This window comes from Avibacterium paragallinarum (genome assembly GCF_011765605.1).
GTDB lineage: Bacteria > Pseudomonadota > Gammaproteobacteria > Enterobacterales > Pasteurellaceae > Avibacterium > Avibacterium paragallinarum.
This window is the reverse complement of the sequence record NZ_CP050316.1, coordinates 210,550-226,249: the sequence shown is the minus strand read 5'-3', so window position 1 is coordinate 226,249 and position 15,700 is coordinate 210,550. Positions and strand designations below refer to the sequence as shown.

At 41.8% G+C, this 15,700-nt stretch carries 14 protein-coding genes and 1 pseudogene; 5 read left to right on the top strand and 10 right to left on the bottom strand.

Annotated elements, in window-relative coordinates:
- The first annotated feature begins 7 nt into the window (after positions 1 to 7).
- The 5 genes from apaH to holA all read left to right on the top strand — a co-directional run bounded on the left by apaH (position 8) and on the right by holA (position 5,788).
- Complete coding sequence (apaH, locus tag HBL79_RS01300) at positions 8 to 829, top strand: bis(5'-nucleosyl)-tetraphosphatase (symmetrical) ApaH (protein ID WP_035686991.1); 822 nt, start codon at positions 8 to 10, stop codon at positions 827 to 829.
- Between the two features lie 3 nt (positions 830 to 832).
- The gene (locus tag HBL79_RS01295; protein ID WP_174758214.1) at positions 833 to 1,465 is read left to right on the top strand and encodes a G6PD family protein; all 633 of its coding nucleotides are present in this window, start codon (positions 833 to 835) and stop codon (positions 1,463 to 1,465) included.
- Positions 1,466 to 1,614: 149 nt separating this feature from the next.
- Positions 1,615 to 4,197 carry a leucine--tRNA ligase gene (gene leuS / locus HBL79_RS01290; RefSeq protein WP_035686994.1) on the top strand — a complete coding sequence of 861 codons (2,583 nt, stop codon included), beginning with the start codon at positions 1,615 to 1,617 and terminating at the stop codon, positions 4,195 to 4,197.
- A 56-nt stretch (positions 4,198 to 4,253) separates the two neighbouring features.
- Positions 4,254 to 4,754: an LPS-assembly lipoprotein LptE gene (locus HBL79_RS01285; protein WP_035686996.1), complete on the top strand. Its 501-nt coding sequence runs from the start codon at positions 4,254 to 4,256 to the stop codon at positions 4,752 to 4,754.
- Positions 4,754 to 5,788, top strand: a complete 1,035-nt coding sequence (gene holA, locus HBL79_RS01280) for a DNA polymerase III subunit delta (protein WP_035686998.1) — start codon at positions 4,754 to 4,756, stop codon at positions 5,786 to 5,788. Before HBL79_RS01285 ends, holA begins: the two co-directional genes overlap by 1 nt.
- A 127-nt stretch (positions 5,789 to 5,915) precedes the next feature.
- Here holA and HBL79_RS01275 read toward each other — a convergent pair.
- From HBL79_RS01275 to HBL79_RS01230, 10 genes and pseudogenes are all read right to left on the bottom strand, one after another.
- Positions 5,916 to 6,046 (bottom strand): annotated as a pseudogene (locus HBL79_RS01275) (IS1595 family transposase); the annotation flags it as partial.
- 98 nt (positions 6,047 to 6,144) lie between these two features.
- Entirely contained in the window at positions 6,145 to 6,735 is a 591-nt protein-coding gene (gene rnhB / locus HBL79_RS01270; protein ID WP_035687001.1) for a ribonuclease HII, read from the bottom strand.
- Entirely contained in the window at positions 6,732 to 7,922 is a 1,191-nt protein-coding gene (lpxB, locus tag HBL79_RS01265; RefSeq protein ID WP_233570694.1) for a lipid-A-disaccharide synthase, read from the bottom strand. The genes rnhB and lpxB overlap by 4 nt, the downstream gene beginning before the upstream one ends.
- Before the next feature lie 92 nt (positions 7,923 to 8,014).
- Entirely contained in the window at positions 8,015 to 8,803 is a 789-nt protein-coding gene (gene lpxA / locus HBL79_RS01260) for an acyl-ACP--UDP-N-acetylglucosamine O-acyltransferase (RefSeq protein ID WP_017807063.1), read from the bottom strand.
- 17 nt (positions 8,804 to 8,820) lie between these two features.
- Entirely contained in the window at positions 8,821 to 9,225 is a 405-nt protein-coding gene (gene fabZ / locus HBL79_RS01255; protein ID WP_069202131.1) for a 3-hydroxyacyl-ACP dehydratase FabZ, read from the bottom strand.
- A gap of 158 nt (positions 9,226 to 9,383) precedes the next feature.
- Positions 9,384 to 10,415 carry a UDP-3-O-(3-hydroxymyristoyl)glucosamine N-acyltransferase gene (gene lpxD / locus HBL79_RS01250; protein ID WP_035687004.1) on the bottom strand — a complete coding sequence of 344 codons (1,032 nt, stop codon included), beginning with the start codon at positions 10,413 to 10,415 and terminating at the stop codon, positions 9,384 to 9,386.
- Entirely contained in the window at positions 10,415 to 11,005 is a 591-nt protein-coding gene (locus tag HBL79_RS01245) for an OmpH/Skp family outer membrane protein (protein WP_017807060.1), read from the bottom strand. Before HBL79_RS01245 ends, lpxD begins: the two co-directional genes overlap by 1 nt.
- A gap of 81 nt (positions 11,006 to 11,086) precedes the next feature.
- Positions 11,087 to 13,459: an outer membrane protein assembly factor BamA gene (bamA, locus tag HBL79_RS01240; RefSeq protein ID WP_035687007.1), complete on the bottom strand. Its 2,373-nt coding sequence runs from the start codon at positions 13,457 to 13,459 to the stop codon at positions 11,087 to 11,089.
- Between the two features lie 30 nt (positions 13,460 to 13,489).
- Positions 13,490 to 14,821: a sigma E protease regulator RseP gene (rseP, locus tag HBL79_RS01235; RefSeq protein ID WP_046097318.1), complete on the bottom strand. Its 1,332-nt coding sequence runs from the start codon at positions 14,819 to 14,821 to the stop codon at positions 13,490 to 13,492.
- A gap of 12 nt (positions 14,822 to 14,833) precedes the next feature.
- Positions 14,834 to 15,697 carry a phosphatidate cytidylyltransferase gene (locus HBL79_RS01230; RefSeq protein ID WP_035687012.1) on the bottom strand — a complete coding sequence of 288 codons (864 nt, stop codon included), beginning with the start codon at positions 15,695 to 15,697 and terminating at the stop codon, positions 14,834 to 14,836.
- Positions 15,698 to 15,700 lie beyond the last annotated feature (3 nt).

The following is a 15,700-nucleotide window of genomic DNA, read 5'->3' as shown; positions in this document are numbered from 1 at the left end:
GGCAAAAATGGCGACCTATTTAATCGGTGATTTACAAGGCTGTTATGACGAATTTAGCCTTTTATTAGAAAAAGTGCGGTTTGATCCCGCCGCGGATCAGCTTTATCTCGTGGGCGATTTGGTGGCACGCGGGGATAAATCTCTCGAATGTTTGCGGTTGGTGAAATCACTAGGTAACGCCGCACATAACGTACTCGGCAACCACGATTTGCACTTAATTTCCACCGCACTTGGCATAAAAAAAATCAAACCCAAGGATCGCGTGGACGCCATTTTTAACGCCCCTGATTTTCACGAATTAATTGATTGGCTACGCCAGCAACCCTTGCTTATTCATAATCAACAAGCAGGATTTTTACTCACTCACGCTGGGATCTCGCCAGATTGGGATCTTGCCACGGCAAAAGCCTGTGCTGCCGAAGTGGAGCAAGTGCTACGCCACGGTGATTATTATGCAATGATCAAACAGATGTATGATAACCAGCCTGATCGCTGGTTGCCTGATTTGCAGGGCATCGATCGCCTACGTTACATTATCAACGTATTTACCCGTATGCGTTTTTGCTATTATGATCACCGCCTTGATTTCGCTTGCAAAGCCCCTGTTGATGAAGCACCTGCGGCGCTAACGCCTTGGTTTCGACTTAATAATCCCCTATTCAAAACGGAAAATATCGTCTTTGGCCATTGGGCTAGTTTAGTGGATACGCCTACGCCAGCTAATATTTATGCCCTTGATACCGGCTGCGTGTGGGGCAATCGCATGACAATGCTACGCTGGGAAGATAAACAGTATTTTACTCAACCTGCAATGAAACAATACACCTAATCTATGAAAGAAAAACTGATTACTTCTGCCAGTTGCGAGCTGTTCAATCTCCCTTTTTTTCAGTTCGCCCAGATGAAAAAATTCTGCCCAGAGCAAATCCCACAAATTAAAGCGGATTACAAACGGCAATGGCATTTATGGAAAACAGCGATTTTGCAAGTGGCTCAACGCCTTGGCACGCCTTTTGCTGACCCCCATATTGAAAAATGGTGTAACGGTTGGCAAGTGCGGGTGCATTTTTTCGCTTATTTCAAATATGAATTTAACAAAAATTCTGCCGCCATTTTATCGGTTATTTTAAATCGCCGCCGTTTACAAGTGAGCCTTGATTGGCATTGCTACCGCGCCGATCGTTCGCAAATCAATGTGCAACAATATAACCAATGGTTTGAACAGCTGGATCAAACTCAGTATGCCGATTTTGATTTTTGGCGTGGTGATGAAAGCGAATACGCCGATTTCCGTAAAGTGCGGTCGCTTTCTGCGCAGGATTTTTTACTCAACAATGATGAAGATTTTTTCTGTATAGGGAAAAATATTGAAAAAGCCGAGTTAGATCACATTGATGCTGTGGAATTTATCGCACAAACCATTCAAGAGTTAGTGCCGTTGTATGAGAAATGCCACCACCAATAAGGGTGGCAATTTTCGCAATAGTTCTATCAATTTTCCCCATTTTACGCTATCCTATACTACATTTTCTTATTCATCTATGCCGCCTAAAATCGCCGTAATAAATGGGCAAAGTGCGGTCAATTTTTTGATAATTTTTTAAAGGTAACATTATGCAAGAACAATATCGCCCTGATTTAATTGAGCCTGAAGTGCAGAAATATTGGGCTGAGAATAAAACATTTAAAGCGGTGCAAGATCCAAGCAAAGAGAAATATTATTGCCTTTCAATGTTCCCCTATCCGTCTGGTCGCTTGCATATGGGACACGTTCGCAACTACACCATTGGTGATGTAATTTCGCGCTATCAGCGAATGAACGGTAAAAATGTGTTACAGCCGATGGGTTGGGACGCATTTGGCTTGCCTGCGGAAGGTGCGGCGGTGAAAAATAAAACCGTGCCTGCAAAATGGACATACGAAAATATTGATTATATGAAAAATCAGCTCAAAATTTTGGGCTTTGGTTTTGACTGGGATCGTGAAATCGCTACTTGCAAACCTGAATATTACAAGTGGGAACAATGGTTCTTCACAGAGCTTTATCGCAAAGGTTTAGTGTATAAAAAAACCTCTAGCGTAAACTGGTGTCCGAATGATGAAACCGTGCTTGCCAATGAGCAAGTTCACGAAGGGTGTTGCTGGCGTTGTGATACGCCTGTGGAACAAAAAGAGATCCCACAATGGTTTATCAAAATTACCGACTATGCCGAGCAATTATTAGGCGGTTTAGATCATCTGCCAGAATGGCCAGATATGGTGAAAACAATGCAACGTAACTGGATTGGCCGTTCGGAAGGGGTGGAAATTACCTTCAATATTGAAAATTCAGAAGAAAGCGTAACGGTTTACACCACCCGCCCAGATACCTTTTATGGCGTATCCTATCTCGCCGTAGCGGCAGGACACCCGCTTGCAGAAAAAGCAGCGCAAAATAACCCCGCACTTGCGCAATTTATTCAAGAAGCCAAAAATACGAAAGTGGCGGAAGCCGAGCTTGCCACAATGGAGAAAAAAGGAATGGCAACGGGCATTCACGCCATTCACCCGATTACAGGAAAATTAGTGCCTGTTTGGGTGGCGAATTTCGTGTTAATGCACTATGGAACAGGTGCGGTAATGGCCGTGCCAGCGCACGATGAGCGTGATTATGAGTTCGCTAAAAAATATGATTTACCGCTTTATCCAGTGATTACGCCAGCAGACGGTAGCCCGCTAGATTTATCAAAGCAGGCTTACACCGAACACGGTATTTTGATCAATTCAGCAGAATTTGATGGCTTGGATTTTGATGCCGCATTCAATGGCATCGCCGATAAATTAGAAAAAATGGGCGTGGGCAAACGCCAAGTGAATTATCGTTTACGCGATTGGGGCGTATCTCGCCAACGTTATTGGGGCGCGCCAATTCCAATGCTAACACTGGAAAACGGTGAAGTTGTGCCTGCCCCATTGGCAGATTTACCAATCGTGTTACCTGAAGATGTGGTCATGGACGGCGTGCGCAGCCCGATCAAAGCCGATCCAAATTGGGCAAGAACCACTTATAACGGACAACCCGCATTGAAAGAAACCGACACTTTCGACACCTTTATGGAATCTTCGTGGTATTACGCGCGTTATACTTGCCCAGATTTCCACCAAGCAATGCTGAACCCAGAAGAAGCCAATTACTGGCTACCAGTGGATCAATATATCGGCGGGATCGAACACGCCACAATGCACTTGCTTTACTTCCGTTTCTTCCACAAATTATTGCGTGATGCGGGCTTAGTAAACTCTGACGAGCCAGCAAACAAATTATTGTGCCAAGGAATGGTGTTGGCTGATGCGTTCTATTACACCAGCGACACCAACGAGCGCATTTGGGTATCACCAACAAAAGTAACCCTTGAGCGTGATGAGAAAGGACGCATTATCCGTGCCATTGATGATGAAGGACGCGAGTTAGTCCACAGCGGAATGACAAAAATGTCCAAATCGAAAAACAATGGTATTGACCCACAAGAAATGGTGGAAAAATACGGTGCGGATACCGTGCGCTTGTTTATGATGTTTGCCTCCCCTGCGGAAATGACCTTGGAATGGCAAGAATCAGGCGTAGAAGGGGCAAATCGTTTCCTACGCCGTTTATGGAATTTAGTGTTTGAATACAGCAAAAATCCAGCAAAAACTGCGCTAAATCCAACCGCACTTTCCAGTAGCCAAAAAGCGCTTCGCCGTGATGTGCATAAAACCATTGCGAAAGTGAGCGATGATATTGGTCGCCGCCAAACCTTTAATACCGCCATTGCAGCCATTATGGAGCTAATGAACAAATTAACCAAAGCGCCATTGGACGATGAGCAAGATCGTGCGGTAATGGCAGAAGCCTTAAATGCAGTGGTAAGAATGCTTTACCCAATCACCCCACACATTTGTTTCCAATTATGGAAAGAGCTTGGCAACCAAGACGCTATTGACTTCGCCCCTTGGGTAAAAGCTGATGCGCAAGCAATGGTTGATGACGAAAAATTGGTGGTGGTACAAGTAAACGGTAAAGTACGCGCGAAAATCACTGTGCCTGCGGATATGGCAGAAGACGCGATTAAAGAAATCGCCCTTGCCGATCCGAATGTACAAAAATTCCTAGAGGGTTTAAACATTGTGAAAACCATCTATGTACCAGGCAAATTATTCAGCTTCGTTGCCAAATAACAGCAATACCCCACGCCACCCGCGTGGGGTTCATTTAGGATTTTAGAGAAAACAAAATGCGTAATCTAATGAAAAAATTCTGTCTTATTGCAGGCATTGCGGTGCTAAGTGCTTGCGGTTTCCATTTCCAAAATGGGGAATTGATCCCACAAGAAATGAAAACCCTACGCTTAGAAAGCAATGATCCTTATGACGCAATGACAATGGCAATGCGTAAAGAATTGCGTGCGAATAATGTCAAATTGGTTGAAGAGGCGGACGCGGTGGTACTACGTCTGAATAACGCCCGCACCAATAGCGAAGTGGCATCGGTTTTCAAACAAGGGCGAGAGGCGGAGAAAGTGTTGGTGTTGCAAGTGAGTGCGACAGTGCAACTGGCGAACAAACAGCGTTACCCAATCGAAACCCAAGTTAGCCGAACCTTCTTTGACAACTCCCGTGCGGCATTGGCGAAATCAGCAGAAAAAGAAGTAATTTGGAATGATATGCGGGAGCAAGCCGCTCGTCAGCTCATCACCAAAATGGTGGCATTAAAACAGCAGGTGAAAGGTCAATAATGCAGCGTTTATTTGCGGAACAGCTCGCGGGATCATTAACGGCTCGCTTAGCCACGATCTATTATTTAGTCGGGCAAGATCCGCTATTGCTGTTAGAAAGCAAAGATCACATCTGGGCTGCCGCAAAAGCACAGGGATTTGATGAAAAAAACGAAATCACCATTGAAAATAGCACCGATTGGACAGCCCTGTTTGAGCAAGTGCAATCAATGGGGCTGTTTTTTAATCGTCAAATCCTATTGCTAAATTTGCCCGAAAATCTGACCGCACTTTTACAAAAGCAACTTTCGGAGTTGGTCGCTTTATTGCACCCCGATATTTTATTGGTGTTGCAATCGCCCAAACTGACGAAAGCAATGGAAAAACAGGCTTGGTTTATGCAGGCGAATCAGCTTGAACCGCAACTTTGCATTGTTAATTGCCAAACGCCAAATATTGATCAGCTCCCGCGTTGGATTACCGCACGGGCGAAATCGCTGGATATGTTTATTGAGCCTGACGCGGTTCAGCTTCTTTGTTACAGCTACGAAAATAACTTACTGGCACTCAAGCAAACCTTACAACTGCTCGCTTTGCTTTATCCAAAAGAGAAAATCACCCTTGCTAAAGTGCAAAATGTGGTGGAACAATCTTCCGTTTTCACCGTGTTTCAATGGATTGATGCCTTATTGGAGGGCAAAAGCCAGCGTGCAAGACGCATTTTAGACGGTTTACGCGGCGAAGACATTCAGCCCGTGATTTTGCTCCGCACTTTACAACGCGAGCTGATCACAATCCTAACGCTCACCGCCTCTCAACAGCAGATCAATATCGATTCCCCTCTTTCTACCGCAAGATTGCGGGAACAATTTGATCAACTAAAAATCTGGCAAACCCGCCGCAGCTTATTCACCCAAGCGATCCAACGCCTCACCTACCGCAAACTGTATCAAATTATCCAACAACTGGCAGAGCTTGAACGCTTGGTAAAACAAGAGTTTAGTGATGAAGTGTGGGGAAAATTGGCAGATCTCTCAGTGAAAATTTGCCATTGATTTGTTGCTGTAGAATATAAAACAGCAAAACAATTAAATCCTCCGCATCTTTAATTGTTTTACTGAGCTAATTAAGCATAACCAATGTCTAAACTATTATATAACCATTGCATTTACAAATAATTTTTCTGCGAGTACCAGCGAAATAGCTTTCATTAGCTTCGATCTCACCTTCAAACATTTCTAATGTGTAAATTTGTTTGATAGATGAAAGCATAATCGGTAAAAGTAATAAGCTGCTGTATTTTTGTTTTCATTAGGGCAATACAAGGGGGTTGCCCGACATTTCACGTTTAATTTTAAATTTAAAGTGCGGTGGAATTTTTTAGAATTTTTGGGGAAAATGACCGCACTTTTTATTCTGTAATCAGTTTTCTTACTGGGGCAAAACTTCGGCGGTGTTGGGGTAAGGGGCCGTGTTCTGCCAGTTTTTCTAAATGTAATTTTGTTGGGTAGCCTTTGTGTTGGGCGAAGGCGTATTGAGGATAGTGTTTATCCAACTCTTCCATTTCTAAATCGCGGGCGACTTTTGCCAAAATAGAAGCCGCACTGATTTCTGCCACAAGGCTATCCCCTTTCACCACCGCTTGAGCGGGCATTGCAAGCTGGGGTATGCGGTTGCCGTCCACGAGTACAAAGTGCGGTGTAATGTTGAGCTGATTGACTGCGCGTTGCATTGCTAACATTGTAGCGTGCAAAATGTTAAGTTCATCAATCTCTTCGGGTTCAGCTCGCCCTAACGCCCAAGCTTTGGCTTTTTGCTTAATTTCTTCCGCTAAAGCAAGGCGTTTTTTGTGCGAGAGTTTTTTGCTGTCCGTTAAGCCTTCAATGGGATTGTTAGGGTCTAAAATCACTGCGGCAGTTACCACTGCGCCCACTAAAGGCCCACGCCCTACTTCATCAACGCCTGCGATCAATTCATAATCAGGATAGACAAATTCGCTCATTGTTTTTCCCCTTGCAATAATTCAATCACTGCGTCGGCGGCTTGTTTGTCCGCATCACATTGGATCATTTTATGCAGATCAATAAAGTGTTGCACTAAATTATGGCGATTTTGCACCGCACTTTCTTCTGTGGAAAAATAAGGGGCGAGCTTTTCTAGCAATTTTTCTGCCGTGCAATCTTGCTGGATCATTTCTGGCACGAGCATTTCATTCGCTAATAAATTCGGCAATGAAATATAAGGGGTTTTCACCAAGCGTTTAGCTAGGAAATAAGTGAAGGGTTTCATTTTATACCCCACCACCATTGGCGATTTGCATAGCATACATTCTAATGCTGCCGTGCCTGAAGCAAGCAAGGTGGCTTGGGCGGCGATCATCGCTTGGCGAGCCTGCCCATCAAGCAAGATCATTTCTAAATCAGGGGCTATCTTCGCTTTGATTTGTTCAAATTGTTGGCGGCGTTTTTCATTCACCAAAGGCACGAGAAATTGCACGTCTGGATATTGTTCTTTCAGCAATAAGGCGGTTTGCAAGAAAGGTTCGGCAAGGAATTCCACTTCTGAGCCACGGCTGCCAACCAGCATCGCTAAATAGCGTTGTTGTGGATCAATATTAAGCATTTGGCAAGCGGCAAAGCGATCAGGCTTTAGCGGAATGGCGTCTGCCATTGTGTGTCCAATAAAACGACAAGGTACGTTGAAACGATCGTAAAAGGCTTTTTCAAAAGGTAAAAATGCGAGAACAAGGTTGGTAGCCCGTGCAATTTTGTGAATGCGATTTTGTCGCCACGCCCATACTGATGGGCTGACGTAATGAATGGTTTTGATGCCTTGTTCTTTAAGTTTGAGTTCAATATCAAGATTGAAATCAGGTGCATCGATGCCGATAAACACATCAGGTTTTTCTTGTAGCATTTTGTCAATCACTTGACGGCGAATTTTCAGCAAACGTGGCAAATGTTTCACCACTTCGGCTAGCCCCATTACGGCAATTTCTTCCATATCCACCAAGGTTTCGCAACCTTCTGCCAACATTTGCTTGCCAGCAATGCCGATAAAACGTGCGTTAGGATAACGAATTTTTAGGCTACGCATTAGCCCTGCACCGAGAATATCTCCCGAAACTTCACCAGCGACAATGCCAATGGTAGGAAATTGTTTTGTTTGTTCCATTTCGTTTTTTCTCATAAACCGTTTTCTTTCATAAAAATAACCGCACTTTATCATTGCTAGCTTAATAGATAAAGTGCGGTGAAAAATTGTCATATTTTTAGCCGGTGTTACCGAATAATCCCGCGTGTTGAACGTTTGAAGAAATCAAGGAAAAAGCTAATTGCACTTTCTGTTTTGGCATAATGCTCAATTTCTGGCATCACTTCTTCTAAGGTTTTTCCACTGCGATAAATTAATTTGTACACGTTGCGAATGGCGTGCAATGTAGGTTTATCAAAACCGCGACGTTTCAATCCCTCAATGTTCACCCCAAAAGGGTGAGCGTGATTGCCTTGTGCCATTACATAAGGCGGTACATCTTGGCTCACCATAGAACCACCGCCCAACATAACGTGTGCACCGATAATGACAAATTGGTGAATCGCTGACATTCCGCCAACAATCACGAAATCATCAAGCTCAACGTGCCCAGCAAGCGTGGCATTGTTAGCAAGAATACAGCGATTTTTGATTTTACAATCGTGCGCAATATGGGCGTTGATCATAAATAAGTTATCATCACCCACACGCGTTACGCCACCACCTTGCACCGTGCCACGGTGAATAGTTACACTTTCACGAATGCGGTTACGGTTGCCGATAATGGTTTTCGTTGGCTCATTTTGGTATTTCAGATCTTGGTTTTTCTCACCAATGCTGGCGAATTGAAATATTTCATTGTCTTCGCCAATTTCTGTTACACCATTAACCACAATATGCGAATGTAATACTGTGCCTTTGCCAATTGTTACATCAGCACCAATAATACAAAATGGCCCTATTACCACATTTTCGCCAATTTTTGCCCCTTCTTCTACAATGGCTGAGGGGTGAATTTTTGCACTTGGATGGATCATATTGACCTCTCGTTAGGTTATCTACGTGCGCACATTAGTTTCGCTTCGCAAGCCACTTCGCCATTGACCGTTGCGATGCCGGTGAATGCGGTAATACCACGGCGTTCTTTGATGACTTCAACATAAAGCTCCATTTGATCCCCAGGTAATACTGGGCGTTTGAAACGTGCGTCATCAATTCCCGCAAAATAAAATAATTCGCCACCTTGTAATTCGTGAGTTTTAAACGCCAAAATCCCCATTGATTGGGCGAGTGCCTCTAAAATTAACACACCAGGTAAAATAGGTTCACCTGGGAAATGCCCAGTGAAACAAGGCTCATTAACACTGATGTTTTTGATCGCTTTTAACCATTTCCCTTCTTCAAAATCAGTTACACGATCCACTAATAAAAAGGGATAGCGGTGCGGAAGTAAGGTCATAATTTCTTTTGCTTCAATGACTTTTGCGGTTTGTTCTGTTGTCACAATAGTACCTTTTTAATTTGAAAATAATAGAAAATAAAATTGATGCAAATTATACGGTATTTCATCATTTAATACAAAACGCACCACATAAAGTGGCACGTTTGAGAGGGGAATTAAGCATTATTAAGCTTTTTTTCTACCGCTTTTAGACGTTTGTTCATTTTGTCAATGTCTAAAGTCAATGCGGCGGTTTTACGCCATTCTTTATTTGGCTGCAATGGAATACCAGAAGAATACACGCCCGGTTCGGTGATTGGTCGCATTACCATTCCCATTCCCGTAACGGTAACTTTATCGGCAATTTCCATATGGCCATTGATCACACTTGCACCACCAATTAAGCAATAACGCCCCACTTTTAGGCTACCCGCCATAATCACACCACCAGCCACCGCTGTACCCGTACCGATATGCACGTTATGGGCAATTTGGCAAAGGTTGTCGATGATAACATTATCTTCAATAACGGTGGCATCTAATGCTCCGCGGTCAATACAGGTGCAAGCCCCGATTTCAACGTGATTTCCAATAATAACGGTTCCAGTCTGTGGAATTTTGATCCAACGACCTTTATCGTTTGCATAACCAAAGCCGTCACTACCGATCACAGCACCAGATTGGATCAAGCAATGTTCGCCAATTTGCACTTGGTGATAGATGTTTACATTTGCCCAAAGCTGTGTATTTGCACCAATTTTTGCACCTTTACCGATGAAACAACCTGCACCAATAATCACGTTATCGCCAAGTTCCACATCATCTTCAATCACGGCATTTGCGCCAATAGACACATTTTCGCCTAATTTTGCAGAGGCAGAAATCACCGCACTTGGTGCAATGCCAGCAGCCGCTTTTGGCGTTGAATCCATATATTGTGCTAGCACGGCGTAAGCCACATAAGGATCTTTGACAATAAGCAAGTTGCTTTCAGGTGAACAAAATTCCACATCATTTTCGCTTACCACTAAAATCCCTGCTTGGGATTGTGCAAGTAAATCGCGGAATTTAATGTTTGAAATAAAGGTGAGCTGGTTTGACTGTGCTTTGTCAAGCGGAGCGATACTATCAATAAGCACATTGGCGTTACCACGAATGGTAGCGCCAATTTGTTGTGCTAATTCTTCAAGAGAATAAGACTTTTGCATTATTTGGCCTTTGCTGGCACAGCTGGAGCAGGAATCGCTTTTAATACATCTTCAGTAATATCTTTTCCTTCAACTGAATATACTGACGCCTTATCATCTAAAACAATAGTATATTTTTTAGTTTTAGCGACATTACTCGTTGCAGTTTGAATATCCGAAGCCAATTTACGTTGAATATCCATTTGTCTTTTCTGTACATCTTGTCTGAATTGCTCTAATTGTTGTTGATAATCCGCGACTAACTTTTTAAATTCTTCTTCACGTTTTTGCTCTAATTTCACAATTTCATCTTGACGTTTTTTTATCTCAGCTTGACGTAATTTGGGTGCATCTTTTTCTAAGGCCTTTACCTTACCATCGATTTCTTTTTCAAATGCACTTTTTTTATCTTGTAACGCCTTTTCTGCCGCTTGTAATTTTTCAGATGGGGATTTGAATTCATCATCTAATTTTTGTAACTCTACTTGACGAGCTGGATGATGAGCAAAAAGATAATCTATGTTTACAAAAGCAATATTATCATTCGCCACAGCAGATGTACCTAATGCTAATGCAAAAGAAAGGGTTGTCAATTTTGCTACTTTTTTCATTGTAAATGTCCTTAAGTTAAATAAATAATACGGTTTAACAGGTTATCATTGTTAAACTAGATAAAAAATCATAGGTTCTAATTAAAAAGAACCACCAATACTAAATTGGAATTGCTCAATCTCATCTCCTTGATATTTTTTGATTGGTTTAGCATAAGAGAAAACCAATGGTCCTATCGGAGATTGCCACTGCAATGCCACTCCAGCAGAAGAGCGAATCCGACTTGGATCGCCATAATCAGGTAAATCTGGGAAACGTGTTTTTCCATCAGATTTCCATTTTGTATTCCACACACTCGCCGCATCAATAAAAAGGGAAGTTCTTACTGAATTCTGATTCTTATCGGCAACAAATGGAGTAGGAATTATTAGCTCAGCACTTGTTGTTATCATCGCATTTCCGCCTACAACATCATTACTTGGCTGACAAAATTTATCACTCACATTACAATCTTTGTGTTGATAAATGGCATTAGGTCCTATCGCACCATAAGAAAAACCTCGTAAACTACCTATTCCTCCTGCACTATAGGTTTGATAGAAAGGCAATCTTTTTCCACCAAAACCACTTGCATAAGCAGCTGAAGCTCTTGCTGAAATAACCCAAGAATGATCCCTATCTAAAGGATAAAAACCTTGTATATCCGCAGATAATTTATAATATTTATTATCAGAACCTGGAATCGTTACTTTTCCACCTAAAGAAGCTTTAAGCCCTGAGGTAGGGAAATATCCTCTATTTAAACTGTTATAATTCCACCCCAGTGATAGCTCAAAATCCTGAGATTTAAATGTCCAATCATCAATGTCCATTGATAAACGATACAAATTACGATTGTACTCAGGTGTAACATCTTTGAGTTTATTATAGATATATCCTAAACCAATATAATATGAGTTATTTTCATTTACAGGGAAACCAAGTGTTCCATTAATTCCATAGCTTGCCCTACTATATGAAGCGGTATTATTATTTTTCGAGTTATCGTATTTTTCAACAAATAGATTACCTCCTAAACTCACGCCATCTTTAGTGAAATAAGGTTCAGAATACCCCAAATTTAAACTGGTTCCATAATCATTACGAGAACCCCCAAAGCTCACAGATGATCCCAATCCAAGGAAATTATCTTGTTTAATACTTGCCTGATAACTTAAACCACTTTCCGTTCCATAACCAATACCAAAGTTTATACTTCCAGTATTGCGTTCTTTTACTTTATAAACAACATCGAGTTCGTCATTTGTATTTTCCACTGCATCTGTTCGATATTCGACAGATTCGAAGAAACCTGTACGTTCTAGCCTCACCTTTCCTAACTCAATAAGTTGTGATGATAACCAAGAACCCTCTTGCTGACGCATTTCTTGTCTTAATGTTTCATCGGCACTGACATTATTCCCTTCAAAACGGATTTGTCGAACTGAATAACGACGCCCAATATCTACAACATAGGTTAAAGTAATCGTATGGTTTTTATCATCAAATTCTGGGCTAATACTTACTTGCGGATTAGCATATCCTTGCTGGCTCAACACTGTCTTAATAGCATTTTCAACACCAGCAACATCACTACGACGAAAGTGCTCATTAATATGAATTTGATTTAATAATGGAAGTAACTCATTCTCCATTTGTGCTACATTACCAACGATACGAGCGTTCTTGACAATATACTTTTCACCTTCGTCAATCTTAATAAAAACTTGAACTTCTGTTTTTTCATCATTTAATTGAACATTGGTATTGAGAATACGCATTTTCGCATATCCTTGTTCAAGGTAAAAATTACGCAAGGTTTCTAAATCTTTATTAAACTGAACTTCTTCAAATTTATTACCAAAAATTTTCCACCACGCGTCAGGTTGTAACTCTATCTGTTCCTCTAACTTACTTGCACTAAAGTTGTGATTACCTTCAAAAGTGATATTTTTTAATATTGCAACATCATTTTCTTTTATCTGAATTTTTACTTCCGCTCGATTATTTGGCAGAGGAGTAACAATGGTTTCAACTTTTGCATTATAACGCCCAACGCTATGATAATGCTCCAACAAGCTTTGACGAAAAGCTTCTAATTTCTCAACATTTAATATATTGCCTACAGAAAAACCATTAGAATCTAGATTAGACTTTAAAGCCTCATTGGGTATCGAACTGTTACCGTTAAAAACAACATCAGCAATCACTGGATTTTGTTTCACCGTGATCACTAATGTATCGCCCTCTCTGATGGCCTTAACGCCATCATACCCTTGTAAAAATAACGACCTAACTACATTCGCGATATCATTATCCGTTGCTCTTTGACCAACCCGAACAGGTAAATTTGCAAGGAATTTTCCTTCCCTGCCAGCTTGGATGCCATCTACACGAATATCTTGTACGACAAAAGGAGCGGCAACCACAGAGGTTGAACCAAATAATAAACTTGTGATTAAAAGTTTTTTCATTGTTACTTTTTATCCTTATAAAAGAAAGAATTATAAACGTAAAAAATCATTAAATAAGGCAAATATAGTTAAAGCTAATAAACATATTGCACCTATTCTATAAGCGATATCTTGCACCTTTTGAGAAAGTGGTTTGCCTTTTATCCCTTCTGCCGCAAGAAAAACTAAATGCCCACCGTCCAGCACTGGTAATGGAAACAAATTCATAATGCCTAAATTGACACTAATTAGTGCCATAAAGCTTAGATAGTAAACAAAACCAATTTCAGAGGAAATACCAGCCCCTTTCGCAATAGAAATTGGACCACTCAAGTTATTCAAGGAGAGTTCTCCAGTAAATAATTTACCAACAACTTTGAGCGTCAACACCATTAGATCTTTCGTTTTATTGAAACTTTTTTGTAAAGCCTCAATCGGATCATATTTTAATTCGGTACGGTATTTATCATTAAGAGGCTGAACTGTTGGCGAAACGCCGACAAACCATCTTCTTTTTTCATTCAAAATTGGGGCTAAAGTTTTATATAACGTTTCCCCGCTCCGCACAATCTTAATGGTAAATGGCTGACCTTTCTGCACATCTTGTATAAAATCTTGCCAACTTAGTGGCTCTCCCGTATTGGTATATAATTTATCCCCAACTTGCAAGCCGGCTCTTTCCGCTGGTGAATTAGGTGCAACTTTAGACAAGATCATTTCCACTTTAGTTCGCACGGGAACGATTCCCAATGCACCAAAAGCACTTTCTTTCTCGGGATTAAATCGCCAATGAGTTAAATCTAAAGTGCGGTGCTGTTTGACATCAGAATTAAAAGGCGAAAGGGTGATTTCCACATTCGAACTGCCCATTTTGGTGGCTAGCACCATATTGATGGTTTCCCAATCTGGCGTTGCCGTTCCATCAATAGCCAGAATTTGTGAATCAGGTTGGATCTGTGCAGTCGCGGAGATAGATTGTGGTTCGACCTCTGCAATCACAGGTTTCACGCTTGGAATACCGATGGAATACACCAGCCAATACGCTAACACGGCAAAAATAAAATTGGCAATCGGCCCTGCGGCAATCACAAAGGCTCGCTGAGCCACAGATTTATTATTAAAAGCTTGCGATTTCAATGCTTCAGGCACGGCTTCATTGCGTTCATCAAGCATTTTGACATAACCGCCGAGCGGAATCAGCGAAATGGAAAATTGCGTGCCTTTTTTATCAAAAAACGACCACAACACTTTGCCGAAGCCAATGGAAAAACGCTCAACTTTAACACCGCACTTTCTTGCTGCCCAAAAATGCCCGTATTCGTGTACGAAAACCAGCACACAAATGGCAATTAAAAACGAACCTAGCGACCACAAAAACGACATTACAACCTAGCCCTATAACACATAAAAATAGAAATACGCGAAGAACGGCACAGCGGCAGTTAAGCTATCAATGCGATCCAAAATGCCCCCGTGTCCAGGGATTAAATTACTACTGTCTTTAATACCACTTTCTCGTTTGAACATACTTTCTGTGAGATCACCCAGCACTGAAATTGCCACCGTTGCTACAGATAACACGATAAAAGGCAAGGTCGGCACATTAAATAAATTTTGCGGTGCGACTTGCATAAAAATGCCCGCTAACACGCCTGCCGTAACCAAACCACCTAATACCCCTTGCCAAGTTTTACCTGGTGAAACTTTCGGAGCGAGTTTATGTTTGCCAAATTTTCGTCCTGCAAAATACGCCCCCGAATCGGCTGCCCAAACAAGAATGAACACATAAAAAAGCAACATCAGCCCGTGATAAGGGTTCGTGTTATAGCTGTCTAAACGTAAACGCAAGACCCCAACAATAAACGGAATTAGTGTAACCAATGCAAAAACCCCTTGCAACAGCACCGATTTCGCCCAAATTTTCGCTGACTTCGGATAGCTCACCACAAAGCCAATCGCCACAATCCACCAGACTACTGCCGTGAGTAAAATCGGTTGTGCATAAGCCTCAAACACACGTCCCGCATTGAGATAATGCTTCTCGCTGACAATCCATAAAAACAGCACTGATCCCGCTAATGCAGCGATAATCCAACGCCAAAACGGATTTTTAATTTGAGCAAATTGCGTCCATTCCCACACACCTAATGCGACAACCGCCCCCAGTGCGAGTGCAAAATAAAAGGGGGAAAAGAGAAATAATGCCACACAGACTAACGCAATGAGAATTATTGCCGAAATAACACGTTGTTTAAGCACAGT

Coding starts and splice junctions, on each gene's coding strand:
- apaH (WP_035686991.1), top strand. CDS start 8: ATGGCGACCTATTTAATCGGTGATTTACAAGGCTGTTATGACGAATTT.
- HBL79_RS01295 (WP_174758214.1), top strand. CDS start 833: ATGAAAGAAAAACTGATTACTTCTGCCAGTTGCGAGCTGTTCAATCTC.
- leuS (WP_035686994.1), top strand. CDS start 1,615: ATGCAAGAACAATATCGCCCTGATTTAATTGAGCCTGAAGTGCAGAAA.
- HBL79_RS01285 (WP_035686996.1), top strand. CDS start 4,254: ATGCGTAATCTAATGAAAAAATTCTGTCTTATTGCAGGCATTGCGGTG.
- holA (WP_035686998.1), top strand. CDS start 4,754: ATGCAGCGTTTATTTGCGGAACAGCTCGCGGGATCATTAACGGCTCGC.
- rnhB (WP_035687001.1), bottom strand. CDS start 6,735: ATGAGCGAATTTGTCTATCCTGATTATGAATTGATCGCAGGCGTTGAT.
- lpxB (WP_233570694.1), bottom strand. CDS start 7,922: ATGAGAAAAAACGAAATGGAACAAACAAAACAATTTCCTACCATTGGC.
- lpxA (WP_017807063.1), bottom strand. CDS start 8,803: ATGATCCATCCAAGTGCAAAAATTCACCCCTCAGCCATTGTAGAAGAA.
- fabZ (WP_069202131.1), bottom strand. CDS start 9,225: ATGACCTTACTTCCGCACCGCTATCCCTTTTTATTAGTGGATCGTGTA.
- lpxD (WP_035687004.1), bottom strand. CDS start 10,415: ATGCAAAAGTCTTATTCTCTTGAAGAATTAGCACAACAAATTGGCGCT.
- HBL79_RS01245 (WP_017807060.1), bottom strand. CDS start 11,005: ATGAAAAAAGTAGCAAAATTGACAACCCTTTCTTTTGCATTAGCATTA.
- bamA (WP_035687007.1), bottom strand. CDS start 13,459: ATGAAAAAACTTTTAATCACAAGTTTATTATTTGGTTCAACCTCTGTG.
- rseP (WP_046097318.1), bottom strand. CDS start 14,821: ATGTCGTTTTTGTGGTCGCTAGGTTCGTTTTTAATTGCCATTTGTGTG.